Origin of the sequence: Acinetobacter sp. NIPH 298, assembly GCF_000369505.1 — a bacterium.
In the GTDB taxonomy this organism is placed as follows: domain Bacteria; phylum Pseudomonadota; class Gammaproteobacteria; order Pseudomonadales; family Moraxellaceae; genus Acinetobacter.
Map to the genome: position 1 here is coordinate 1277730 of NZ_KB850055.1, position 25620 is coordinate 1303349.

At 38.8% G+C, this 25620-nt stretch carries 21 protein-coding genes; 6 read left to right on the forward strand and 15 right to left on the reverse strand.

What is annotated here, in order from left to right:
• Positions 1-50 precede the first annotated feature (50 nt).
• The 8 genes from F903_RS10945 to ybaK form a co-directional block, all read right to left on the reverse strand.
• On the reverse strand, positions 51-2312 hold the full coding sequence (locus F903_RS10945; RefSeq protein WP_005197058.1) for a TonB-dependent receptor: 2262 nt from the start codon (positions 2310-2312) through the stop codon (positions 51-53).
• A gap of 9 nt (positions 2313-2321) precedes the next feature.
• On the reverse strand, positions 2322-3560 hold the full coding sequence (actC, locus tag F903_RS10950; RefSeq protein WP_005197059.1) for a putative ferric acinetoferrin MFS transporter permease subunit ActC: 1239 nt from the start codon (positions 3558-3560) through the stop codon (positions 2322-2324).
• Positions 3557-3943, reverse strand: coding sequence for a hypothetical protein (locus F903_RS10955; protein WP_005197060.1), 387 nt, complete (start codon positions 3941-3943; stop codon positions 3557-3559). Before F903_RS10955 ends, actC begins: the two co-directional genes overlap by 4 nt.
• On the reverse strand, positions 3940-4578 hold the full coding sequence (locus tag F903_RS10960; protein WP_004671001.1) for a GNAT family N-acetyltransferase: 639 nt from the start codon (positions 4576-4578) through the stop codon (positions 3940-3942). Before F903_RS10960 ends, F903_RS10955 begins: the two co-directional genes overlap by 4 nt.
• A gap of 37 nt (positions 4579-4615) precedes the next feature.
• Complete coding sequence (locus tag F903_RS10965; RefSeq protein ID WP_005197061.1) at positions 4616-6427, reverse strand: IucA/IucC family protein; 1812 nt, start codon at positions 6425-6427, stop codon at positions 4616-4618.
• Positions 6424-7905, reverse strand: a complete 1482-nt coding sequence (locus tag F903_RS10970; RefSeq protein WP_005197062.1) for a lysine N(6)-hydroxylase/L-ornithine N(5)-oxygenase family protein — start codon at positions 7903-7905, stop codon at positions 6424-6426. Before F903_RS10970 ends, F903_RS10965 begins: the two co-directional genes overlap by 4 nt.
• Positions 7898-9682: an IucA/IucC family protein gene (locus tag F903_RS10975; RefSeq protein WP_005197064.1), complete on the reverse strand. Its 1785-nt coding sequence runs from the start codon at positions 9680-9682 to the stop codon at positions 7898-7900. The genes F903_RS10970 and F903_RS10975 overlap by 8 nt, the downstream gene beginning before the upstream one ends.
• A gap of 317 nt (positions 9683-9999) precedes the next feature.
• Positions 10000-10467 carry a Cys-tRNA(Pro) deacylase gene (gene ybaK / locus F903_RS10980; RefSeq protein ID WP_005197066.1) on the reverse strand — a complete coding sequence of 156 codons (468 nt, stop codon included), beginning with the start codon at positions 10465-10467 and terminating at the stop codon, positions 10000-10002.
• A 165-nt stretch (positions 10468-10632) separates the two neighbouring features.
• On the opposite strand from ybaK, the gene F903_RS10985 reads away from it, so the two are divergent.
• The 5 genes from F903_RS10985 (at position 10633) to F903_RS11005 (ending at position 16165) form a co-directional block, all read left to right on the forward strand.
• Complete coding sequence (locus F903_RS10985; protein WP_004670991.1) at positions 10633-10938, forward strand: hypothetical protein; 306 nt, start codon at positions 10633-10635, stop codon at positions 10936-10938.
• Positions 10939-11131: 193 nt separating this feature from the next.
• A complete protein-coding gene (locus F903_RS10990; protein WP_004670989.1) occupies positions 11132-12505 on the forward strand; it encodes an ABC1 kinase family protein in 1374 nt (457 codons plus the stop codon).
• A gap of 237 nt (positions 12506-12742) precedes the next feature.
• A complete protein-coding gene (locus F903_RS10995; RefSeq protein ID WP_171065281.1) occupies positions 12743-14029 on the forward strand; it encodes an acyl-CoA dehydrogenase family protein in 1287 nt (428 codons plus the stop codon).
• A gap of 22 nt (positions 14030-14051) precedes the next feature.
• Complete coding sequence (locus F903_RS11000) at positions 14052-15251, forward strand: acyl-CoA dehydrogenase family protein (RefSeq protein WP_005197070.1); 1200 nt, start codon at positions 14052-14054, stop codon at positions 15249-15251.
• Positions 15252-15466: 215 nt separating this feature from the next.
• A complete protein-coding gene (locus F903_RS11005; RefSeq protein WP_005197072.1) occupies positions 15467-16165 on the forward strand; it encodes a hypothetical protein in 699 nt (232 codons plus the stop codon).
• Between the two features lie 88 nt (positions 16166-16253).
• Here F903_RS11005 and gorA read toward each other — a convergent pair whose 3' ends face one another.
• Entirely contained in the window at positions 16254-17606 is a 1353-nt protein-coding gene (gene gorA / locus F903_RS11010; RefSeq protein ID WP_005197074.1) for a glutathione-disulfide reductase, read from the reverse strand.
• A gap of 151 nt (positions 17607-17757) precedes the next feature.
• Entirely contained in the window at positions 17758-19002 is a 1245-nt protein-coding gene (locus F903_RS11015; protein ID WP_005197075.1) for an alkane 1-monooxygenase, read from the reverse strand.
• A gap of 198 nt (positions 19003-19200) precedes the next feature.
• Here F903_RS11015 and F903_RS11020 point away from each other — a divergent pair, with 198 nt between their 5' ends.
• On the forward strand, positions 19201-20133 hold the full coding sequence (locus F903_RS11020; protein ID WP_004670977.1) for an AraC family transcriptional regulator: 933 nt from the start codon (positions 19201-19203) through the stop codon (positions 20131-20133).
• A gap of 57 nt (positions 20134-20190) precedes the next feature.
• Here F903_RS11020 and lpxA read toward each other — a convergent pair whose 3' ends face one another.
• Genes lpxA through bamA form a run of 5 tightly spaced genes read right to left on the reverse strand, consistent with a single transcriptional unit; the run spans position 20191 to position 25601 of the window.
• Positions 20191-20979 (reverse strand): acyl-ACP--UDP-N-acetylglucosamine O-acyltransferase, encoded by a 789-nt coding sequence (gene lpxA / locus F903_RS11025; protein ID WP_004670976.1) that lies wholly within the window; start codon positions 20977-20979, stop codon positions 20191-20193.
• On the reverse strand, positions 20976-21461 hold the full coding sequence (fabZ, locus tag F903_RS11030) for a 3-hydroxyacyl-ACP dehydratase FabZ (RefSeq protein WP_004670975.1): 486 nt from the start codon (positions 21459-21461) through the stop codon (positions 20976-20978). The genes lpxA and fabZ overlap by 4 nt, the downstream gene beginning before the upstream one ends.
• Positions 21462-21467: 6 nt before the next feature.
• A complete protein-coding gene (lpxD, locus tag F903_RS11035) occupies positions 21468-22538 on the reverse strand; it encodes a UDP-3-O-(3-hydroxymyristoyl)glucosamine N-acyltransferase (protein WP_004670974.1) in 1071 nt (356 codons plus the stop codon).
• A 3-nt stretch (positions 22539-22541) separates the two neighbouring features.
• Positions 22542-23030 carry an OmpH/Skp family outer membrane protein gene (locus tag F903_RS11040; protein WP_004670973.1) on the reverse strand — a complete coding sequence of 163 codons (489 nt, stop codon included), beginning with the start codon at positions 23028-23030 and terminating at the stop codon, positions 22542-22544.
• Between the two features lie 45 nt (positions 23031-23075).
• Complete coding sequence (gene bamA / locus F903_RS11045) at positions 23076-25601, reverse strand: outer membrane protein assembly factor BamA (RefSeq protein ID WP_005197078.1); 2526 nt, start codon at positions 25599-25601, stop codon at positions 23076-23078.
• Positions 25602-25620 lie beyond the last annotated feature (19 nt).

Below are 25620 nucleotides of genomic sequence, written 5' to 3' on the forward strand. Positions count from 1 at the left end.
TGTATTCATTAAAAGAAAAGGCATCTGGTGAAGATGCCTTTTTGATTAGATTAGTATTTGAGTGTATAGCTCAAACCATAGGTACGACCTTGAGCTGGTAGGCTAGAAATTGGACCATAAACCGCTTCAGCAGCTTGGCTAAATACAGTTTTATATTCTGTGTTCCAAACATTATAAACACCAAAACCCAAAGTCCCTGGACCTGCTTTTGCATTGGCAATCACATCCATGATTGCATATCCTTTGATTTTAGTTGCCGCATTGGGACGAACATTTTCATCATATTTTGCAACCAGAGAGTCTTCATACGCTTTATCAGTACCTTTCACTGCAAGCATTTGAACTCGTAAACCATTACCCTTATCATCATTCCACTCACCAAATAACGTCCCTTTGACTGGAGAAACCTGTAAGGCATTTAGCTCTCTCCAAGAACCAGCAGCGTCTTTAAATTGACCTCGAGTATAGGATAATGTTCCACCCACGCTAAATTGATCCAATACTGGCATGCTGGCATTCGCTTCAAGACCATAAATACGTTGGTCTGTATCTGCAACGGTTACAGAACGATCAGCTTTAAACTGGATGACTTTATCAGACGTATTATAGAATGTTGTTAATCCTAGATTTGCACCAAGGTCATTTTGCAATCTCCAACCCAATTCGTAACTATTGACGGTAATTGGGTCAACATTGCCTGATCGAACTACATAACCTGCTGATACATCACGTAATACACGTTGAATATCAGGTAAGCTAAAACCTTGTGAGAAGTTTGCAAACACTTGTTGCTGATCATTTAACTTATAAACAGCACCTAAATTAAATAATGTTTTGTCGTGTTTAACAGAACCTGCAGCGACCATTCCAACGGGCTGTCCGGTGATATCACCTTGAATAGCTGCAACAGTTGGTTTGAATGCCGTGGTATCACTTTCAATACGTTGATAACGAATACCTGCTTGAACATTCAATGCATCAGTTAAATCATAATTCCCTTGAACAAATGCACCTAAGTTTTTAATGGTTGCATCTGGACCAAAGTCATAACTCCGCCCTGTATTATTATATTTCAGACCATTATTAGTCATGCTATATAAATCAGCAATTTGCTTATCTTTCTCATGGTCATAATCAATACCATAAGTCAGTTTTAGATCACGATCAGCAACATTCAGTTTTGATGTCATCGCAGCACGAACACCAGTAACGTCAATATCAGATTCTGATTGGTAGGCTAGATAATAACCAAATGGCATAAAGTTACTTAAAACAGTTGGATAAAATCTTGCTTTTTCATTGCGATAATACGCTTCAACATTAAGTTCTTGACCTAATAAATCCGTATTTTGGTATTGTGCATTGACTGCATAACGTTTGGTAAACGGTTGATCATCTATTTCAAAGCCTTTTAATGCTTTTAAACTTGGTTTGCTGCGTTTCTCAAACACTGCATAATCAGGACCATAATCAGGACCGTATTCCGAATCTTGTTTATCTTCATAATACTGTGCCCCTAAACTTATTTTTTGGGTATCAGCAAATTGCCAGCTTAAACGACCATTTACATCAACCGTTTCTGTATCTTGGCGATCCGTTTGTGCAATCTCTGGTCCAATGCGATTACCATGGCTGTCCTGAATTTCCCCACGTTTAGTATAGCCCGCCCCTAAGAAACCATTCCAGTCACCTTGATTAAATCCAACTGATTGATACGCTTCATAAGCAAGTGCATCATTTTTAAAATTATCGCCAGATGTAAGCCCAACTTTTGATTCAAAGCTTAAGCTATCAGAAGCGCCTTTTTTTGTAATGATATTAATAATACCGCCTGTTGCACCTGAACCGTAAATACTACTTGCACCTGAAACCACCTCAATTTTTTCAATTGAATCTGGGCTAATACTATTCAGTTGACGAGCAGCATCACGAGAACCCGTTTGTGCAACACCATCAATGAGGACAAGCACCTGACGACCACGCATCGTTTGACCATAGTTGGTCGTCGTACCACTACTAGGGCTGAGTGACGGAACCAACTGCGCTAGAATATCTGCCAACTTTCGTCCAGCAGCAGCTTGCTGCCCAATTTGTTTTTGTTCGATTGATTGAACCGTCCCTGCAATCTCAGCAATACTTTGTGCTGAACGTGATGCGGTCACAACAATCGGTGCAAGTTGTGTTGGCTTTTGAACTTCTGCTACAACATTGGCTTGAGTCGTTGTATCGATCTCAGTTGTTTGCGCATAAAGCTGGGCGCTCACTGCCAAGCTCAAAAGTGTTAATGTTGTCGAAAGTGTATGAACTTTCATAAATAACCCCTAGATAAGTTGTTTCGATTGTTTTGCTTTGGCAATCAAAACTTGACTGAGTAGAACGCTTAGAATTGACGCAGCGGCAAGAATTAAATAAAAGTTTCCATAGCCAAACGCTTTGGCTAAGAAACCTGACATCGCACCACCAATGAAATAAACCAATAATTCAAAACAAACTAAAATAGTAAAATCCGTTCCAGCCTGATCTTTGGAACTGGTCTGCATGAAATGTGCATATAACGCCGTCATCGCGATATAACGAATCGCAAGAATGACGACAACAAATACGCCAAGTAATCTCTGCCATTGATCAAACCAACTGAGTAAGACAGCAATCCCCAATAAGGCATAAATCAAAGTCCGCGCCCAACCTACCCAAATCAGTAATTGTGTTGCTGCTATTTTTTTCAAAAGAAATGCAGCAGATACGGCTGCTAACAACCCTACACCAGCTCCAATCACTGACATAAGGACACCAATTTCAGACAGTGACCATTTTTGATCAATCAGCATTGGGTTCAGCATTGCCATTGCCGGTGCTTCAACGATGCGATAGCAAACGATCAATGCTAAAGCCCATAACATTTCAGGGCGTTTAAAAGCTCGGATCAGACTCGGGGGTTGCTTTGCAATTTTCTCTGTGTTTGATTTTTCTTTGATTTGAGAAATGGCAAGCATAGTCAATGCAGTCATTGCAGCAAGAGACATCAGTGCCGTCTGCCAACCGTAAAGCTGATAAAGCCATAAGGTCGCAGCACCACCCACCATACTGCCAAGTGCGACGCCAATGCTTTGCGCCATACTCCCCAAGCGGTACTCAGATTCTGAAAAAGTTTCGACGGTATAGCCATCAATCGCAATGTCTTGGGTTGCAGCAAAAGTTGAAATCCAAAGCCCTACGATGACAAATACACCAAGTCCATAATCGAACTGCGTAAGTGCTAAAGCGACCACACCCAAGACCAATGCGATCTGCGTAAACAAAAGCCAAGTTTTTCGTTTGCCAAGTGCTTTAAAATAAAAACGATCGATTAATGGTGCCCAAAAGAACTTAAATGCCCATGGAATATAGAGCAGCGACAACATCCCAATCCAGCGTAAATCTACACCTTGATGACGCAAAATCGCAGGTAATGCAACGTTATAAAAGTACAATGGTAAGGCATGTGCTAAATAAAGTACGACAACAACAGATAGACTTAAGGCAGATACCTTTTGAATATTGAGCGTATTTTGCTGGTTCATAAAGACCTCTGCATTGCCCATTGCATGGCAACAGTTTTATCGATACTCACAAAATACGGAACGTGCCATGCTTTATGTAAAGCAGGTGTATCTAGTCGAATACGATCCTCTTCATCCTGCGCAATACGAGCAAAACCCAAACAATACTGGTAAAAATCTTGTTTATATTGTTTATACCACTTGCCTTGTATCGCACGGTATTCTTCAGGAAACGCTGTATTCACATCGGTCTGCATAATCAACACAAAATTTCTTTTTTGTTCAAAATAGTGCTGAATATGTGCTAGCCATTGTTCAAATTCTGCCACTGAGACTTGCGCTGCAAAGTGCATGTCTAAGATGTGCATCTCATTGATTGACTTTTCATTGGTCAATAAGCTCATGTAACACTCAAGGATTTGGCTGGCTGTTCAGCGAGCTGTTGTTGAGAAGCTTGGTAATATTCTCCAAACTTGTGATAAAACGTTTCTCTATAGCAGTAATACAACATTGCAGTTTTCTCAGGCATCGGAATCAGACGTTGACTTTCATAGCAAAGCTCTTCTACTACAGCTGCATAAGGTTTAACGGTATGATCTGGTTCCCCTACGATTTTCTTAGCATTCGAATATTCAAAAATATAGAAACTGAGTAAACGAATCGTTGGACGTAAAAAGCCTTTTCCAAAGACTGATTTGTCTCCAAATAACAAATGCCAACCCAAATCATCATCATCACCTTCGTAATAACGACCTAGACGATCCCGTTTACCTTCATAAATTTCGGTATAACCCACATCTTTTCCATCAATACCTACAATGAGTAAACGGTGATGGTCATCCGCTAGCATCTTGTCAAAATAAACTTGTAGTTCTAATTCAGACTTATTTAATTGCCATTGGGGGATCACATGTGGTTCATGCATCCATTTGTGTAATAAAGGAATATCTTGTGGATATTGAACTTGTCTCAAATAGTATTGCGTCCCATTCTCATAGTATTCAAAAAAATCAGGAAGTTGTCTAGAGATTGTTTTCATATCAAAACCTTCAAATTCAAAAATTGTTTACAAATGCTTAGCCTGCCTTAGTATTAACATTCTGGACTGACCAGTCAGCTAAGGTGCTCGGACTAACAGGGTTCGCGATTGGATCAAGGAAAACAGGTACAGGACGTTCTGCTTCATCGTTATAACTTGTGGTAAATAAACGCACACGGTTTAGACAAATTTTGGTATAGGTTGGGCGTAACATGGCAAACTTTTCAGCACGCTCTGCTAGTTCTGGATATTGATGGTGAAATTCAACAATCGTATTAGAAATCGTTTGCCAAAAATCCAGCTCTGAATATTCAGGATAATCTTGCAAGAACACATTACAGATATAACGGTAATGCACCATGAATAGGCCCGTAAAAATAAAGTGACTCAAATCAGAGGCTTCATGACGTAATAACAAATCAGCCTCAGATGGCAATTGAGCCAACTCTGGAAAATCCTCATCGACCAAATTAATATCATCAATAAAGTCTTTTAAGACCAATGCTTTTGGTACACCATTTTGATGTACCAGCATGGTGTTTTCGCCATGAGGTGAGAATGCCAAACCGTAGCGATACAAACAAAGCAATAATGGGCTGAGACAAACATGTGCAAATTGCGCTAACCATTGCAACGGATTGAGACCTGAAGCTTGAATCAACACACTTAGAATGGATTGCCCTGAAATATCTCGATGTAATAAAGCAGCTTGAGAAAGTACTTGTTGAGATGGATCAACATAGCGATCTACACTTTCGCGCCATAAGCAACCAAATAACTCTTTAAATTGATAAGGCGCACCTTCTATTCGATCAAAACAGGGTTGATGTATGGTTAAAGTCGCGACTTCCCCTAAAAAAATGACGCCTGTTTTCTGTAGATCTTGATCCTGTTGATGGATTTGTTTTAACCATGCCGTCACTGCAGGAGCAGCAAGATTACGTTTCGATGGTAATCCGCGATAAACTGCTGTATTAAAGATACTGACTGGCATCTTAATGTAATGACGTTGTAGGTTTGATGTGTTGCAAAGCGTGCGAATTGACTGCATCGGCACATAGCTATCTTGACTAATGCTCAGCTCAATAATTTTCTGATCCACAATTTCATTGGCATAAGTTGGAACAAGCCATTGATGCCATTGCCAAGCATGTACTGGAATCAAAAAGTAATCTTGTGGGTTTAGGTTTTTCGTTTGTAGAATACTTTGAAACTGTTGCAGTTCATTTGCATCAAATTCGTGTTGGTACAAACCACATGCGTTCCATTCTTCAGTACTTCGATATTCAGCTAAATCACGATGGACTGCTAACCAAAGCACTTTCATTTCAGGTGAAAGTTCTGGCGCTGATGAAAGATAATCATCATAACCAAAACCCATACGTCCTTTACTCATAATCAGCCAAGGATGACCACGTAACATGCCTTCAACTTTATAATGTGGTTCAGTCAAAACCGCATGGCTAGCCAAGCGATTCACATCAAATAAATGTGCCTCTGCCAACCAAGTATTGTTCATTTCTTTAATCAAATAAGCTTTGGTAAATGGCTTTACATTGGAGCTGTCCGCCATAGCAACAATAAATTCATGCAAATTCCAAGCAGGTTGATTCTGATCATGACTTAGATCACGTACAGAACCTTCCAAAATATTCCAATGCCCAAGCAAATATGGATGACCTTGAAACTCATAGTGACGATCACCTAGATCTAACTGGTAATGCCCAACAGTTGAGGCTTTCACTTCAATAATTTCTTCATAGAGAAACTCAGCAATTGCCATTTCAATGAGACGCTGTCCTGCGGCACGCCATTGCTGCTGATTAATTTTTAAAGTCGCAAAGTTCATATCAGTTTCTCATACGTTGGATGCACAGAAGTAGTTTGTGTACGGGTATTGGAACAACGGCTGCTTGAATGTGCTATCAACACACCCTGTTCTGTTTTCTTTGAAATCAGATGGTTTTTGCTAATCGATTTTCCACCAAGGCAATCATCTGAGCGTACATTTTCATCTGCTAAACAAATTTTAGGGTTTTGGGAGAGATTAAAGTGTTGGAAAGTTTGCTCTTGCTGACCAAGATCATAGAGTTGCTCGCCAATCAATTGATTGATAATCGTCGCTGCACGGTATGCGCCAAGCCCTAAATCAGGTGTCCCGACACCATGACTATGCATTTCCTGATTTTGGACAAAAATATTGCCATTCAAATGATGAACGACACGATAGTCATCAGTAATTTTCCAGCGCTGTTTATGGTCAAATTCAATATATGGCTTCAGCAATTGCATAAACTCAAAGTCTGGTGTGAAATAGCCTGTTGCTGCAACCAAGAAATCACAATCGAGATGGAAAGCCTGTGCTGTAGCGCGATGTTGGAAATACAAACGAATTTTTTTCGTATCCAACACTTCTGCATCTTTCAGCTCACATTGGTTATGCAAATGCGTTTGTAAACGCTGCCCTGCAATTGTGCGGTGATAAAGCTTTTGATAAATTTCACGAATCGTTTTTGCGCTAATGCCCTTGTACAACAATGCCTGCTGCTGTAATTGCTGTTCTTTTTGCTGTACTGGCAACTCGTAAAAATGCTGTGCATAGTCTGGACTAAAGTGTTCTAAACCTAATGGCGCATATTCCATCGGGAAGAAACCTTGAGAACGCGTAAACCAATGCAAATCAAATTGATGACGTGATTCATCCTGCTGTTCATCAAACAGATCGATAAACACTTCAGCCGCAGACTGTCCAGAACCAAGTACCACGATATCGCCGTGTAAATCCGCATCAGCGTATGTCATATACTGAGCTGAATGCAGACATTGTTGTGGTTGCTGTTGCTGAACTTTAGCCAAACATTCAGGTAAATAAGGCACATTACCGCTACCGATTACCAAATGACGGCATAAATAACTTTGCTGAACACCTTGTGATTCCACAACCACTTTAAAACCAATTGTTTGAGGCTCAATCTTTAAAACACGCGATTGATATTCAATACAATCGAGTTGCTCAGCAACCCATTGGCAATAATGGTTATACTCACAACGAGGGATATGTGGCTGCTCTAAAAAATAGAACTTATATAAACGTTGCTCATGACGCAGATAATTTAAGAAACTAAATGGGTTGGTTGGATCAACCATTGACACCAAATCTGCCATAAATGGAACTTGCAATACCGTATTGGGTAACTGCATTCCTGCATGCCAATCAAACTGAGCCTTCTGCTCGAAAAACACATAATTTAATGCGCTTTTATTTTGTAGCAAGCTAGCAAGACTTAAATTAAATGGCCCTAAACCTATTCCAATAAAATCAAGCATAACTGACATCCTTCTGCGAGATACACAGCGGATTTGGCAGTTGTACATAAACAGATTGATTTTCGACGGGTGAAATCAACTCATCTAGCTCATGCAACCGTGTCAGTAAATTCCCTTTATATGGCAAGGTGTCATTGAACAATAAACCTTGTAATAAAGTGCTATCTGGATATTTCAGCAACTGCTCTTGTAAGAATACTTTTAAATATTCGAGCAGGATATCTTCACTAATATAACCTGTTGCTCCAATCGCATTGATAATGCCAAATAAGGTATTACCAAAAAAATAATAACTAAAACGCTCGTCCACAAAATCTTTAGGACCTACCGCAAAGGCTTTTTCTTTGAGTTCAGGGAGTACCGCTAAAATTTCAGTGGCAAACTCTTCGATATAATAGAAACCTTGATTGTCGCGTAACCACAAAGTTTTTGGGAAATGATTCTCTAATTCAAGTAACACATTTTGCTGGTGGGATTCAAATGCCATGCCATGACGATGATAGACATACATCAAGGGTTGCAAACTAACCTCAAGGAAGCGATTGAACCAATCCAAAGCAATGTCTGAATAATTAGTTTCATTATTTACTTTGGCTATTTTTGCAAACAGTGCGTTAAATCGGTTTAACGGTTTACTCGGATGATCCTGACATAAAGATGCAATACAGGTGACTTGCTGTTGCGGATGAAATGGTTGGTCTCTGAAGATACAAATACTTTCATTTACCACTTCTTCATGAATTTTCAACGCAATCCAAGCAGGATCATTGACTGCTTTCAAACTTGGACACTGCTTTAGGATATTCTGACCAAATTCGCTGTGCCATAAACGATGTGTCAGTTCGCCACGATGACATTCTTTGGCTAAATTCACACGAATTGAATTGGTAATCATTACTGAAAGTGAAGGTTTAAGCATCCACGGTGCATTGAAACTGGCTAAAGTTCGAATCGATGTCGTAGGAGAAAATTGCCAGCCGCGCAAACCAAGATCAAGCAATTGCCCTGTTTGCTTTAAACGTTCAAACCACGGTTTGCTTTGTAAATAACGTGCTTGCCACGGATGTAAAGGGAGTAATTTATATTCCGTGTGTGTTCTTAGGAGACTTAGATCCGCTTCAGACAAATACCACTGTAACGCTGTTTTTAATTGACTAGAAATACTCTCATCTGTTGCGCTACCTTCCGCAATATAGTCCTGATGAACTAACCAGTAATGCATCTGCGTCAGGCCTTTATTTTCAGGAGAAAACTTCAGCCAATCCTCGTGAACAAAACCCGTTCTACTTTTTGGTGCGGGGTGCATACTATGCCCCAAAATCAAAGCTTGCTCTGTTTCAATAAAGCTTTGCCCTGCTTTTATTAAATCATCAAATTCATGTTCACGATTTTGTAAAAACTGTTGTAGCGCATCACGACTTTGAATCCATTTCGCTACTAAAGAAGAAGCATCTAAGAGAATAGAAGATTCAAAAACCAGCTCTTCAAGTAAAAGCCCCACTATCGAGACTGGGCTTAAGGTTTTAATTTGTCCATGAATAATAATCTGTGGAAGATCGGCTAAACGATGTCGGCCCACTCGACTGACATAAGATAAAGGGAAATAACATTGTGCATGTATCGAATGTATCGGTAGCGATAACAGCGTCAAACCTTGGCTAAACGCTAGTTGTTGCGAATTTTGCTGATTTTGATTTAGCAAGTGACCTTTGCCAGTTTCTTGCGTATATGCGTTGACGAAATGTTGTATCGCCAACCGATTAGCAAGTGATTGCATCTGTCGGTATCCTCTTATGAAGAGAGTAAGTTTTTTTTCGAAGTGTTTTGAGCTTTAAATAAACCTTAGCATAAAGTCTTATGGTTAAGATTATATTAATGATAATAATTATCATTAATAATTTCAATTTAATAATTAAAATGAAAAATTATTCTTAATCTGTTGATTTAAATTACTTTTATAAGAAATCTGCTTTAAAAGGATACAAAGAAGTACAATCATCATTATTAGATAAAATGATTATCTATCTAACATCAATAGTTTTTATAGATATATAAAATTTTTAAAAATTGCTAAATTGATATACTTTTCACGTATTAAATCTCCAAAACATCAAAAAAAGTAGCGCCAAGTATTTGTACTAAGTCTTGTGGATCAAGCCCTATGTCCAGTCCCCTTTTTCCACCACTTACATAAATCTTGTTAAAAGCTTTCGCCGTTGCATCAATCACTGTTTTTAATCGTTTCTTCTGCCCTAATGGGCTAATCCCTCCCACCAAATAACCAGTTAAACGCTCAGCATCTTTTGGATTCGCCATTTGTAACTTTTTACAGCCTACTGCGGCAGCAACTTTTTTGAGGTTTAATTGATGATTTACAGGCAATAGCGCCACAAAATAATTTTTCCCATCTGTTACCATGAGTGTTTTAAACACTTCTTCCACATTCAAATTTAACTTTTCGGCTGCTTCTAAACCAAAACTTTTGGCATTAGCATCATGCTCATACTCGTGAACTGAAAATGCTATTTTACTTTTTTCCAATAACTTACATGCAGGCGTCATAGTAAACCTATGTCTTTCATTTGATTTTTAAAAGTGTTAATAGTGTAGCATTCTAATAAACAAGATTAAATTTACTTAGGCTATTTTAGACATAAATTTATTCTTGATAAATTGCATGTCATCCTCATATATTTCTTAAATGTAAATGATTCGGTACAGCAACTCATGAGCTACAAACATAATAATTTAATGGCAATGCGCCATAATTACTGGGAAGATGAATCATCCACTGCTGTACAAGCTGAAAAGCAATTTCTAAAAGATACTTTAATTGAAGAAGGTATTTTTCAGAATGCAACGTTAGAAGACACTAAGTACTTCTTTTTCACCTTGCCTAGCATCATTATCGTTAAAGCGCATGCGCTTGGTTTCCATCACAACTTTGTAAAACAAATGTTGATTAAGCATATTCATTCAAATCGTGAAGCTCTGATGCAGAAATCAACATTGAAGATTCAGTTTAAAATTTAGGACATTTGTATATCAATGTGATTCAAAAGGTTAACAAATTACTTAGGCTATTTTTAACCATTGATCTGTTTCACAAATTTAGACTGATAATTCAAACGATTGAACTATTTTAATACGTTTAAAAGCTGTAATATCCACTACAATTTAGCTCTCGGCTTCACTCCCTTCGATTTCAGCATAGGATTTTTCTTTCATGTCCGATCAGAACGATAAGCTTAAGAACCTGAAAACCTCGTCTGTGGATCGTCGCTTATCGATCGCAAAAGCTTCTTTACTCGCTGGCACACGTTGGGCAACAGCTAACGCGACTTCTATGTTTTCCAATGAGGAAGAAAAAGAAAAAAAACGTAAAAAAGCCATGAGTGATCAAGCCAATTACCTCGTCGCAGAAATCGGTAAGCTCAAAGGGTCGATCGTCAAGATTGGACAAATGATGGCTTTATATGGCGAACATTTTTTACCTGAAGAAATCACACAAGCATTAAATACGCTCAACAATCAAACTGTAGCGTTAGCTTGGCCTGCGATCAAAGTACATTTGCAAGCACAATTAGGTTCGAGATTAGACGACTTGACCATTGATCATGAGCCGATCGGAACAGCTTCACTGGCACAAGTACATCGCGCTACACGTAAATCCGATGGTTTAGAATTGGTTTTAAAGATTCAATATCCAGGTGTTGCTGAAGCGATTGACTCAGATATGAATCTGTTCAAAAACATGTTGAAACTCACTCGCATGGTGCCGCAAACGCGTGAATTTGATCAATGGTTTGATGAAGTTCGTGAAATGATGCATCGTGAAGTGGATTACGGCATCGAAGCAGCCACAACTCGCCGCTTTGCCGCACGTTTAAAAGAAGACCCTCGCTACATCGTTCCTCAAATTGTAAATGAGTTCTGTGCTGAAAAAGTGCTCTGTATGACCTTCGAGCGTGGTGTGCCGATTAACAGCCCTGTTATGCTCTCTCTACCTCAAGAACGTAGAAACCAATTGGGCGAAGCTTCTTTAGAAATTGCTGTACGTGAACTGTTTGAATGGGGTGAAATGCAGACCGATCCAAACTTTGGTAATTATTTGGTTCGTCTAGGCAATGGCGATGATGTAAGAGATAAAATCGTTTTACTTGATTTTGGTGCAATTCGCCAATTTGATGACAATTTACTCTCTGTGGCACGTAACTTGATTCAAGCTGGTTATGAGCATGATAAAGCTGCAATGGTAAAAGCCATGACAGGTTATGAGTTTTTTGATGCGATGCCTGAAAGCATTAAACCGGGTATGGCAGATGTGTTTTTGGTTGCAACTGAAGCATTTAGCTGTCCAAGTAACAATCCAAATATGCCAGCAGGTATTATGGATGATCAAGATCGTTATGATTGGAAAAAAAGTCAGCTTCATAGCCGCGTTATGCAACAAGCAGCACAATCCATGGCTTCACGTTATTTCTCGGTGCCACCAAAAGAATTTATGTTTATTAGCCGCAAGTTTATTGGTGCTTATACATTTATGACTGTGATTGAAGCAAAAACCAATGTACGTAAAATGATTCGTCAGTTTGCGTAACCCCTCCTCATAAAAGTCATTTTGACCAATCTGATTTGTCAGTTTGGTCAATTTTTTTTAGATTTATTTTTTGGTGATTTTATTTTTTTATTAAAAAACAATTAGATATTATTTAAACATCTTGCACATTACCCTTTATCTATATCAAATCAACAAGTCAAAGAAGACATAGTCTTTCTTACTCGAACATGTCAGCATAAAATCACAATCATCCTCTAGGATAAAATCATGTCGAATATGATGAATAAAGCTCAAGGCATTGGGCTATCTTTGATCACAAAACTTGCAGGAAGCGATGTGCTTGATCAACTCAAATTACGAAAATTTGTAGAAAAATCATTATATCAAGGTTCAAAAACTGGTTTTAAAGTACTTACAAAAACGCAGAAAGCCTTTAAAGCACAACCTATTGATAAACAACGTTTACCCAATCAAATTAACAAAAATTTATTTGATCTCAGCTTAACTGAAGAACAGCAAATGACTGCGGATGCAATGTCACAATTTGCACAAGAAGTGTTGTATACACTTGCTCATGATGCCGATCACAATGCGCAGTTTCCAGAACAACTCTGGCAACATTTAGTAGACTTAGGCTTAAACTACTACGCTCTACCTGAAGCATTAGGCGGTGTTGCAGCCGAACAAAATATCGTCAGCAATATTCTCATTGCAGAAAGCTTAGCAAAAGGCGATTTTAGTTTAACTGCAGGCTTACTGAGTACATTCAGCGCCATTAATGCCATTACCCGTTGGGGTTCAACTCAAGTCCAGTCGATGTATCTCCCGTGCTTTGCTGAAGATACTGACGTGACCGCAACTTTTGCAGTTCAAGAAGCAACACCTGCATTTAATCCATTCCAATTGAAAACCACAGCGACAGAATCAAATGGTCAAATCCTCATTAATGGTGAAAAAACTTTAGTTGTGCTTGGTGATACTGCCGATGTTTTCTTGGTGAGTGCCGAATTCGATGGAGAAGCAAATATCTTTGTCGTGCAGTGCGATGACAGTATTTCGATTAAAGCCAATCCAGCTATGGGATTAAAAGCAGCCGAAACTGCAACATTACGATTTAATAACACTCCTGCTTTACCTTTAGGTGACGCAGATTTTGACTACACTGCATTTGTCGACCTGGGCAATCTCATGTGGTGTGCAATGGCTGTAGGTACTTGTGAAGCGATCAAAGAATACTGTATCAAATATGCCAATGAACGTACCGCATTTGGTGAGCCAATCTCTCATCGTCAAAGTGTTGCATTTATCATTGCCGATATGGCGATTGAAATTGATGCCATGCGTATGTTGGTGCTAAACGCAGCGAGTTTGGCAGAGGCTGGACAACCCTTCCATCGTGAAGCATATTTAGCTCGTTTACTCTGTGCTGAAAAATCAATGAAAATCGGTACAGATGGCGTACAAATTCTAGGCGGGCACGGTTTTACCAAAGAGCATCCTGTTGAACGTTGGTATCGAGACTTACGCGCAACTGCAATTTTACATTCTGGCTTACATGCTTAACTGATCACCTGAGGATAATACGATGAACTTACAAAATCCTAAAAAATTCAAAATGATGGTCGATCAAGCACATGAAGTCGCGTTGAATGTATTGCGCCCGATTTCTCGTAAATATGATAAAGCTGAACACGCCTATCCAAAAGAGTTGGATATGCTAGCCTCTTTAGTCGATGGTATGAATGAAGGTGGTGAAGGCATCAATGCGGGCGCGGCTGTTGGACAACGTGGTGCCGCTGAAACAGGCAATAAGAATGGCAATAACATGTCGACTGCACTTGGTATCATTGAGATGTGCTATGGTGATACGGGTTTATTGCTCAGTATGCCGCGCCAAGGTTTAGGTAACTCCGCCATCGCTGCGGTCGCCAATGATGAACAACTTGAACGCTTCAAAAATACTTGGGCCGCGATGGCTATTACGGAGCCGGGTTGTGGATCCGACTCTGCTGCTATTCGTACCACAGCGACTAAAGATGGCGATGACTATATCCTCAATGGTGAGAAAATCTTCGTTACCTCTGGTGAACGTGCTGACTCGGTTGTCGTTTGGGCGACTTTAGACAAAAAACTTGGTCGCGCTGCGATTAAATCCTTTGTTGTACCAAAAGGTACTACAGGAATGAAGGTAGAGCGTCTAGAGCATAAGTTGGGGATCAAAGCATCGGATACCGCTGTGATTAGTTTCATCGACTGTCGTGTTCCTGCTGCCAATTTACTGGGCAATCCTGAAATTGATGTCGCTAAAGGTTTTGCTGGAGTAATGGAAACCTTTGACAATACACGACCACTAGTGGCTGCAATGGCAATTGGTTGCGCTAAAGCTTCATTAGAACGGATTAAAGAGATATTTAAAGATCAACTTGATCCTGACTATAAAACACCCTATCTCCAAACTTCAAATTTAGCTGCCCAAATCTATCGTATGGAAGCTGAATGGGAAGCTGCACGTTTGTTAATGATCAAAGCAACATGGATGGCGGATAACAAGAAACCAAACTCCAAAGAAGCCTCGATCGCCAAAGCAAAAGCTGGACGTGTGGGCAATGAAATCACCCTAAAATGTGTCGAACTGGCTGCAAGCCTTGGTTATGGTGAAGATGAGTTATTAGAAAAATGGGCGCGCGATTCAAAAATTCTTGATATTTTTGAAGGTACGCAACAAATTCAGCAACTCATTATTGCTCGTCGTGAGTTAGGTAAAACTTCGAGCGAATTGAAGTAATCGAAATCTGTAAAAATATTGCATTAGAAAAGGCTTTCGAGTCTTTTCTTTTTTATTTATTATCTAAGTAACAAGCATAAATTAATAGATGAATAAAATTCGCCTCCACCCTTTAATTTCATTTCCAACAGTCCATTTCACATTAGACAGGAATATAAATTATATTCTATATTATAAAAATAAGATGAAAGATATTAAAAACATAGGCTAAAAAAATGAGAGTAGATTATACACAAGATGAAATTGATTCTCGCACACTTAAACTGATTGTAGGATTAATTGCATTATTTCTGGCAAGTTTAACAAGTTTTTTAACGCAGGGAGAAATACAATCTATTAGTGAATCTTATCATCATGATGGATTAGTGCGTAATATATTCGTAGGTTGTCTATTTGCAATAGCTTCTTTCCTATTCGCTTACAACGGTCAAGAACCTCAAAAAGAAGCTCTCATTAGTAAAATTGCAGCAGTTTCAGCACTTGGAGTTGCATTATTCCCTTGTAAATGTGAGGTGATGGGTAATGTTTGCAAAAATATTAATAAATATAATCAAATAGTTTTTGGAATTATGCATATTATATCTGCGATTGTTATGTTCCTCATTTTAGCTAGATTCTGTCAAATTTTTTACCAAAGGGCAAAAACCAAATTTCTACGAGAGGGAAATATCATGGCAAAACGAAGATCTTATATATATCTTTTCTCAGGAATTACAATTGTCTTATCAATGTTGATACTAATACTAGATATGTTAATTCAAAATTTACCTAATCCCATCATTCTAAATCCTAGACTAGTGTACTGGTGTGAATTTTTTGGACTTGTCGCGTTTGGAATCTCTTGGCTAACATCAAGTAAAATTTTACCATTTATGGCAATGGAACACGAAGAGTTGCACATCTTAAAAAAATAATTATTCTCTCTTGTAGTTCCTGAGAAATATTTCCACATAGGAATTCAGTTTAATTTACGATGATAAGGTAAATTAAACTGAGTCTTACCTACCGCATCGTTACAAATTCTTCGGCCGAAGTTGGATGAATTGCAACAGTATTATCAAAATCTTGTTTAGTTGCACCCATTCTCAATGCGACTGCAAAGCCCTGCAAGATTTCATCCATCCCCAAACCAATCCCATGGATCCCAACAATCTTCTCTTCTTCACCAACACAAACCAATTTCATTTTAGTTGGCTGTCGATGCTGGGTAATCGCACTAAACATCGCAGTAAAAGATGAGTTATAAACTTTCACTGAATGTTTACCATATTTTTCAATTGCTTCAGCTTCAGTGATTCCAACTGTGCCAATCGGTGGATGGCTAAACACCACGGTTGGAATATTGTCATAATCCAAATATTCATCAGGCTTATCGTTAAACAGTCTTTCAGATAAGCGACGACCTGCTGCTACTGCAACAGGTGTTAGCTCCATTTTACCCGTGATGTCACCAACCGCATAAATGCCCTCTTGCGAGGTATTCTGGTACTTATCAACCTCGATATAACCTCTCTCATCTAACTTAATATTGGCTTGATCAAGATTCAGACCCGATGTATTCGGCTCTCGTCCTGTTGCCCATATTAAGCAATCAACAGTATGCTGCTCACCATTTTCTAAATGTAACACGACCGAACCATCTTCATTTTTTGTGACCCGCTTAGGCACCGCCTGCGTATGTACGATGATTCCATCTGTTTGCATCACCTCAAGCAAAGTTTCACTGATGAATCGATCAAAACGACGTACAGGTAAATCCTTACGAATAAACAATTCCACCTTTGAGCCTAAGGCATTCAGAACGCCTGCAAGCTCAACTGCGATATAGCCAGAACCCACAACGGCTGTTCTTTTAGGCAAAGCTGTTAATTCAAAAAAACCATTTGAATCGATGCCATATTCAACGCCATCAAGCTTAGGTAAGGCAGGCTGCGTTCCCGTTGCAATTAAAATATGTTCCGCAGTGTAGCGCTCAGCATTGACTTGAATGGTATTTTTATCAATAAAAGTTGCAGCACCATGAATCATATCAACTTTATTGTTACTTAGGCTATTTTGATAAGACTGATGAATCCGCTCGATATAGTCTTGTCTATTCTTGATTAAGATCTGCCAATCAAATAACTCTAGTTTGCTATTGAAGCCATAATCAGATCCGTATTTTTGAATGGTTTCAGCGACTTGTGCAGCATACCACATCACTTTTTTAGGTACACAGCCAACATTGACACAAGTTCCACCGATTTCGCTCCTTTCAATCAAGGCGCATTTTTTACCGTACATCGCTGCTCGATTCATCGATGCAATACCACCGCTACCACCACCGATCACAATATAATCATAATGTTTTGTCATTTCAGCCTCAATATCAGGATTTTTAGTTTTACGTTATAGATAGATATACAGCAAGAGGATTTAAAAACTGCCCTTTTTTATTTTTTTAATACAAGAAAATAAAAAAACACCGATCATTGCTGATCAGTGTTTTTTTATTGGAAGCTTAAAATTAGCCTGTAACAGCAACTTCAATGGATGCTTGTTCTAAAGACTGGTCAGCCACACCAAATTTTTTCAAAATTTTAGCACGACGTTTTGGATAGATATTGGCTTTATTTAAATCACCTTTGTAATGATCAAATACACGCTTATCCATCATTTTGAACCATAGTGGTGGAATCAACGCAGGAAGTAACATGCTTGCATAGCCACTTGGCAACTCTGGCGCTTCATCAAAATGACGTAATGCTTGGAATGGACGAGTTGGATAAGCATGATGGTCTGAGTGACGCTGTAACTGATACAAGAACAAATTGGTCACAATATTATTATTGTTCCAGCTATGTTCTGGCATCGTGCGTTGATATTTCCCATCTGCATTTTTCTGACGCTTCAAACCATAGTGTTCGATATAATTAATAATCTCAAACAAAGTAATGCCATAGAATGCCTGAGTTGCTAAATAAGGAATTACACCCTTACCAAATAAACCAATCATCGAGCCGTGGAATGCTGCACTCATTCCCCAACCTTGAAGTAATTCATTATCTTTAGACCAGAATTCTAAGCCTTTACGTTTTAAACGATTGGTCTCGATCTCGATTGCTGACTTAAAAGAACCGAAGACTGTACGTGGCCAAAACTCATAAAATGTCTCACCCATTTGTGAAGATGCTGGATCTTCTGGTGTCGCCGCACGTTTATGGTGGCCATAAGGATGTTCTATACGGAAATGATTGTACCCTGTTGGAACAAGTGCCAAATGTGACAAAATATGGTCAATGCGATCATGTTTATGGCTGAGTTCATGTGCGGTATTAATCGCAATACCATTAATCGCACCCATTGAAATACCAAGGAAAATTTTATCAATGAATGATGTTTCTTTTCGACTTGTTAAATAACATGCATAAAAATTCGCTGCATACTGTAACGGAATAAAGCTTTTGACTAAACGCGAATAGTATGGATCTTTCTCTAAAAGCTTAATATCTTCTTCAGATGGATTATTGGCATCTTTACCAATGATTGTATCAATTGTTGGAATGACAATATGTAAAACAATCGGCCCACCCAATGCAAAGATTTTCTTCAATGGACGAGGTGCAAATTGGTAACCAGCTAAAATACCAATACCGATTACAGGTAAAGCTGGACTAATCGCCCATAAATAACGTTTACGATCCAACGCTGTTTTTGATTTAGGAATGCTTACTGGTGTAAGTTCATGCTCAACATTTACTGGCGCATTCATCATCTTTTCCATATCTTTTCTATATACTTATATTTTCTAGGAAAATGTAGCAGATTACAGTTGCGAGCGTCCAAAAAACCTATTTCAGCGTCTTTGGCATTTTCCCCCCTGTTTTTGTCCTTTAAGCACATAAACAGATATTGAGTTATCTCCATAGCACTCTATAATTTAAGAATAACTACATCATGTAAAAATCATATGGATGCCCTAAGTAAAATTTTTGCTGATATTCATTTAAACCACACTGAATATATCTACTTGAAAACTCAGGGAGAATGGAGTTTTTTTTGCCAAGATCAAAGCGCTTTGATTGTGCATATTGTTTTGGTTGGTTCGGTTTATATTCAAATTGATGCCCAGAACAGTTTGACTGCTCATGCTGGCGAAATTGTGATTATTCCTTCTGGGAAAGCGCATATTGGTGCAGACAATGCGATTACCAAGCTCGTTGATGCGATTGATATTTCAAAATTCTTCGATGGTCACAAAGAAGATGCCTTAGAGTTTGGTACAGAATCTTCGAATAAAAATCTAATTTTAACGATCCGTTGCCAAATTGATACCATCATGGCGCGCCCTTTTGTTCAAGCACTTCCGTTATTGATTCATCTGCAACAAGGAGATGCGACTGCACCTGAATGGCTACAAATAGGATTGCATTTCCTAGCATTGGAAACTCAGAATATTCAGGCAGGTCGAGACATTATCATTGACCACTTGGTGAATATTTTACTAATCAAATGTATACGTGATCATATCCAACAAATATCGACTCAACACGGTTGGCTCAGTGCGCTCAACCATCCTGAACTCAGTAATAGCTTAGCTGCAATTCACAACCATCCCGAAGATGCTTGGACCGTCGAATTATTGGCAGAACAATGCTGTATGTCACGCTCAAAGTTTGCCAGTTTATTCCATGAGGTTATCGGTGAATCACCGCTAGCCTATTTACAACAACATCGGATGCGTTTAGCCAGCCAATATCTACGAAAAAGCAGTTATTCGATTCAACAAATTGCAAATAAAGTCGGATATTCATCGGAAACTGCCTTTAGCCAAGCGTTTAAAAGAACCTTTGAAGTATCACCTAAACAATATCGACAACAATTCATTGAGGACGACGACTAAAATGCAAAAAAGACACCTCAGTGTCTTTTTTCTTATCTATTAACCGCACTGAATCAATTAACGCACAATACCGCGCGTTGATTTTTCTAAAGAGTCAATAAATAGTTGCGCTTCTGGTGTATTCACCAGTACTTCATTACGAATCTGTTCAATAGCCTGCTCAGAGGTGAGGCCAGACTTATAAATCAGTTTATAGGCAGCTCTTAAGCCTTGAATGGTATCTCTTGACCAGCCTTTACGTCGCATACCTTCAATGTTCATACCATATGCATGCGCTGGGTTTCCTGATGCCATCACATAGGCAGGAACATCTTTGAGAATCAATGCAGCACCACCAATCATACTATATGAATCAATACGGCAAAATTGATGAATACCAGCATTACCACCGACAATAATATGATCACCAACATGTACATGGCCTGCAACGCCGACATTATTGGCAAAAATATTGTGATTCCCAATCACACAATCATGTGCGATATGGGTATTCACCATAAATAGGTTATGACTACCAATCTTGGTAATGCCTTTATCCTGAACTGTACCTCTATGCAAGGTACAATGCTCACGGATAATATTGTGGTCGCCAATTTCCAACCACGTTTCTTCACCTTGATATTTCAAATCTTGGCAAATTTCCCCAACACTAGAGAATTGGAAAATATCATTATTTTTACCAATCCGCGTAAAACCACCAATCACTACATGTGAGTGTAATTTTGTCCCCGTGTCAATACTTACATTTGGGCCTACAATGCAATACGGTCCAATCTGCACATCTGATGCAATTACTGCAGATGGATCGATAATAGCTGTAGGATGTATTAAATTTTGACTACTCATGCCTGCTCAATTTTTTGGTGTGAAATAATAATCTCTGCCGTTGCAGCGATAATACCGTCAACGCTTGCAGTACAATTGTACTTGTAAATGCCGCGTTTTTGCATAACAAGTTCAGATTTTAAGATAAGCTGGTCACCAGCAACAACCTGTTTCTTAAATCTTATTTTTTCTGCACCAGCAAATAAGAACAACGAACCCGCTTTTGGCTTTTGATTTGTTAATACAAAACCTAATATACCAGAGACCTGTGCTAAAGCTTCAATGATCAATACACCAGGCATAATCGGATAAGTGGGAAAATGTCCTTGAAGAAACTCTTCATTAATAGACACATTCTTATAACCGACAATGCTGTTTTCAGTCACTTCAGTCACACGATCAACTAATAAAAAAGGATAGCGATGAGGTAAATATTCGCGAATGGTCAAAATATCCATTGGCAATTCAGGCATTGTAAATGTTGGTAATGTAGATTCGGTCATAATAAATTATTTACGTAACTTAAGGGTTGATTCAAGGGACTCTAATTGAGCTTGCATATGATCGAGTCTTTTCGTGATTTGGGTCAATGGCACATCTGCTAATTGTCTTAACCGCACAATGGTCTTTTTCCAATGACTATTTTCAAAAAGTCCAACACCAGAAGAATACGTTCCAGCTTCATAAATATTTTTTGTGACCATTGACATTGCTGTAAGTGTCACATTATCCGTGATTTCAAGATGCCCAACCACCCCACAGGCTCCACCTAGAATACAGTTTTTGCCAATTTTCGTACTGCCAGCGATTCCACATTTCGCGGCAATTGCTGTATTTTCACCAATATGTACATTGTGAGCGATTTGCACAAGGTTATCAATAATGACACCATCTTTCAAAATCGTGTCATCCAAAGCACCTCGATCAATACTACAATTTGAGCCAATACGCACGTCATTACCGATCTGAACTGAACCAAGTTGAGCAATTCGATGCCATTTCCCTTCATAAGGTGCAAAACCAAAGCCTTCTGTCCCGATCGCAGTATTTGCATGGATCCGAACACGATCTTTTAATGTCGCTTGTCCCGTAATGGTGACATGAGCATCAATAAAGCAATCTTTGCCGATCTCAACACCGTCATCAATAAATGAATGGGCTTGAATAATTGTATTTGCTCCAACCACACAGTTTTCGCCAATGATCACATAATGTCCAATATAAACATCATCGGCAATGATTGCTGAGGGATGAATTTGAGCCGTGCTTTCAATACCACGCTGGAGGATTTTTGCTTCGAATATATGCGTGAGAACTGCAAATGCTAAATAAGGGTTATCAACAACAATAAAATTTTTCTTTTGTGGAAGTTGCTGCTTCAATGTTTCCGTGACGATATAAACACCAGCATGACTTGCTTCTGCTTGGGCTAAATATTTTTCACCATTCACAAAACTAATATGCTGGTTCTGAGCCAGCTCTAAACTTGCCAAATTGGAAATTTGAAAGTCTTTTTCACCAAAAAACTCACCTTTTACAAGGTGAGCAAGTTCTTCTAAACGATAACGACTTCTATTCATTGATTATTTCATTGCATTAACCTTTTGAATCATTTTATCAGTTAAATCATACTTAGCGTCAGAGGCAATCGTAGAATTTTTATTCATAATAAAGTCTAAATTGTTTTCTTTACGCAGTTGTTCGGCTGCTTGCTTAACACGATTTTCAAAAGTCGTATTCATGGTTTGCAAACTTGACTGAACTTTAGTCTGTAAACCTTGTTGAGTCGTATTGAACTCATTTACTTTTGCCTGATATTGTGCAGAAAGTTTTTGTAAATCAGCTTGATTTGCAGATTGCGCTCTTTGTTGCAAACTCTCGATTTCTTTGCCTAACTGTTCCAATTTGGTCGATGTCGGTTTTACCGATTGACCGAGACTGGCGTTCTGCTGTTTCAAATAGGTACTACTTTCAACAACTTTTGCTAAATCGACGACAGCAATACTTGCTGCATTACTCATCGCAGATATCGTTAAACCTAAACCGAACATGACAGCGGTTAATGTTTTCATGATTCCATCCTTTGTATATTTTTCAAAAATTAAACAAGGTCGTACTTAGAATGTACGACCAATTTCAAATTGGATTGATTTAGTGTCATCACCCTTCTTGTCATTAAGCGGGTAAGCATAACTCAGCGATAACGGTCCAATCATAGTGATCCATGTAAAACCTGCACCAACACTGTAGCGCATATTTCCAGCATCAAAGTTGTAGTTGTCTTTACAGTATTGTTTTATATCGACATTGCTACCATTTACTGAAATGTTACCTTTAGGCACATCACATTTCGTATCAAACACTTGTGCGCCTTCAGCAAACAGTACAGGTCTGACTTGACGTGCCCAATCCCCTTTGAATGGCACAGGTAGTGCGAGTTCAGTACCAAACTGGACTAGTGCATTACCACCGACTTCTTCAGGATCTGGGTCATTTCTACCTGTTTCTTGGAAAATAACACTTGGATATTTTGGACCCAAAGAGCTGTTGTCATAGCCACGAACTGAGCCATAACCACCTGCATAAAAGTTCTTATAGAATGGTAGATCATTACCAAAACCTAACTTACCATATCCCCGAAGTACAAAACCTTTTGGTAATGATTTAAATGCTTGCGCATCATAAGTTAGTTTTTGATAGTCAACATCACTACCTGGAAGACCCACTTCTAGGCCAACACGATGCGACATACCTGATGTTGGGAAAACTGGTCGGTTAAGCGTATTATATGACCAGCCTAGATTTAAATTATATGTAAGGAATTCACCTTCGAAAGCACTGTCGTAATGCTCAAATCCGCCTTCACAAGTACCAGGTATTGGTTTTGGATGATCGATATCGGTTTCATCCATCTCGTTTTTGCCACTTGGACACCATTGTGACTGTCCAGTAGCCTTTCCACCATTATTCAACAGATAATCACGAATATAAGTAGATACGCTTGGTCCTGTTCTAACTTTGGTTTTATCGACACCCAATGATGCACTTAAGCTTTGATTTTCATCAATCGGATAACCAAAGCTTAGACTTCCACCTAAACTATCTGTCACGTAGTTATTGACGTTAAAGTCTTTATTTAGCTTGGTTTTACGATAGTAAACATTATAACCACGACTCACACCATCAATCGTGAAATATGGGTCAGTCACACTTAGGTTGTAATAATCTTGTGTTTCAGAACGAGATAAATCAATTGCAACACGATTACCAGTTCCCATGAAATTGGTCTGACTTAAACCTGCTTGGAAGGTTACACCACCATTTTGAGAGTAACCGACTGCTAAAGTTGTCGTTCCTGAATGTTGCTCTTCAACAGCGACATTTAAATCAACTTGGTCAGGTGTGTTTGGTACACGAACAGGCTTAACATCAACGGTTTTAAAGAAGCCTGTACGCTCTAAACGAATTTTTGATAAATCAATTTTTTCATTACTTGCCAATGCACCTTCCATTTGGCGCATTTCACGACGTAAAACCTCATCCGCGGTCTTATTATTACCTGTGAAGTTAACACGACGTACCGTAACTTGTTGCCCCGGATTGATATAGTAATTCAGATTCACCAATCCAGTTTGGTTATTAATCTCAGGTACGACATTGACCTCAGCGTAATAATAACCAGCATTACCATACTTTCTCAGTAATAGTTGCTTAACGGCATTCACTCTTTCTTGTGAATAGGTTTCGCCATCTTTATATAGTTTTAGTGCTTTTAGTTCTTCAGGCTTATAAAGTGCATCACCTAAGAATTTGGTCTCGCCAAACTTAAATTGACTACCTTCATCAACAGAAACTTCGATAAAGATATTCTTTTTATCTTCACTGATATTCAGTTGTGAATTAATAATATTAAAATTGATATAACCTTTGTTGAGATATAACGCACGTAAAGCTTCTAAGCTTGCTGCCATTTTTTCACGTGCATAGCGGTCATTACGAGTTACAACAGAAGCCCAGCCACTTTCTTTTACTGCGAAAGCTTGCTTGATATCACTGTCACTAAATACAGTATTACCAATGATATTAATATCGAATACTTTAGCTGCTGTTCCTTCATTGAAGTTCAATAATAACTCAACACGGTTGTTTGGTCGTGCAACTGTTTCTACTGTCACATCAGCATCATAACGACCTTGCTGGGTATACTGTTGTTCAAGTTCAGTTTCAATGATCTGTAGCGCAGACTTCTTGAACACTTCGCCCTCAGCGATTCCCATCTTCTTCAAGCCTTGTTCCAAGGCTTCTTTTGGAATAAGTTTATTTCCTTTAAACTCCAACTTGGAAATCACTGGACGTTCGACGACTTTGAACACCAATACATCGCTTTCTTTATAGACTTTAATGTCATCAAATAAACCTGATGCATATAAACTACGAATAGCCTCAGCAATCATTGGATCATTGACACGATCACCACTATTTATTGGCAACATCGAATAAATACTTGCAGGTGTTAAACGCACTAGCCCATCAATTCGTATATCTCGTGCAAGAAACTCATCTGCTGCGTATGCTTGTTGTACCACTGCCATCGCACTGACCAGTGCCAAAGGCATTAATAAATGTGTGTGACGCATGCCCATATATTTTCCAGTAAGTTAA

Bases quoted from the DNA above. Each gene is read 5' to 3' on its own strand.
- F903_RS10945 (WP_005197058.1), bottom strand. From the start codon at position 2,312: ATGAAAGTTCATACACTTTCGACAACATTAACACTTTTGAGCTTGGCA.
- actC (WP_005197059.1), bottom strand. From the start codon at position 3,560: ATGAACCAGCAAAATACGCTCAATATTCAAAAGGTATCTGCCTTAAGT.
- F903_RS10955 (WP_005197060.1), bottom strand. From the start codon at position 3,943: ATGAGCTTATTGACCAATGAAAAGTCAATCAATGAGATGCACATCTTA.
- F903_RS10960 (WP_004671001.1), bottom strand. From the start codon at position 4,578: ATGAAAACAATCTCTAGACAACTTCCTGATTTTTTTGAATACTATGAG.
- F903_RS10965 (WP_005197061.1), bottom strand. From the start codon at position 6,427: ATGAACTTTGCGACTTTAAAAATTAATCAGCAGCAATGGCGTGCCGCA.
- F903_RS10970 (WP_005197062.1), bottom strand. From the start codon at position 7,905: ATGCTTGATTTTATTGGAATAGGTTTAGGGCCATTTAATTTAAGTCTT.
- F903_RS10975 (WP_005197064.1), bottom strand. From the start codon at position 9,682: ATGCAATCACTTGCTAATCGGTTGGCGATACAACATTTCGTCAACGCA.
- ybaK (WP_005197066.1), bottom strand. From the start codon at position 10,467: ATGACGCCTGCATGTAAGTTATTGGAAAAAAGTAAAATAGCATTTTCA.
- F903_RS10985 (WP_004670991.1), top strand. From the start codon at position 10,633: ATGAGCTACAAACATAATAATTTAATGGCAATGCGCCATAATTACTGG.
- F903_RS10990 (WP_004670989.1), top strand. From the start codon at position 11,132: ATGTCCGATCAGAACGATAAGCTTAAGAACCTGAAAACCTCGTCTGTG.
- F903_RS10995 (WP_171065281.1), top strand. From the start codon at position 12,743: ATGATGAATAAAGCTCAAGGCATTGGGCTATCTTTGATCACAAAACTT.
- F903_RS11000 (WP_005197070.1), top strand. From the start codon at position 14,052: ATGAACTTACAAAATCCTAAAAAATTCAAAATGATGGTCGATCAAGCA.
- F903_RS11005 (WP_005197072.1), top strand. From the start codon at position 15,467: ATGAGAGTAGATTATACACAAGATGAAATTGATTCTCGCACACTTAAA.
- gorA (WP_005197074.1), bottom strand. From the start codon at position 17,606: ATGACAAAACATTATGATTATATTGTGATCGGTGGTGGTAGCGGTGGT.
- F903_RS11015 (WP_005197075.1), bottom strand. From the start codon at position 19,002: ATGAATGCGCCAGTAAATGTTGAGCATGAACTTACACCAGTAAGCATT.
- F903_RS11020 (WP_004670977.1), top strand. From the start codon at position 19,201: ATGGATGCCCTAAGTAAAATTTTTGCTGATATTCATTTAAACCACACT.
- lpxA (WP_004670976.1), bottom strand. From the start codon at position 20,979: ATGAGTAGTCAAAATTTAATACATCCTACAGCTATTATCGATCCATCT.
- fabZ (WP_004670975.1), bottom strand. From the start codon at position 21,461: ATGACCGAATCTACATTACCAACATTTACAATGCCTGAATTGCCAATG.
- lpxD (WP_004670974.1), bottom strand. From the start codon at position 22,538: ATGAATAGAAGTCGTTATCGTTTAGAAGAACTTGCTCACCTTGTAAAA.
- F903_RS11040 (WP_004670973.1), bottom strand. From the start codon at position 23,030: ATGAAAACATTAACCGCTGTCATGTTCGGTTTAGGTTTAACGATATCT.
- bamA (WP_005197078.1), bottom strand. From the start codon at position 25,601: ATGGGCATGCGTCACACACATTTATTAATGCCTTTGGCACTGGTCAGT.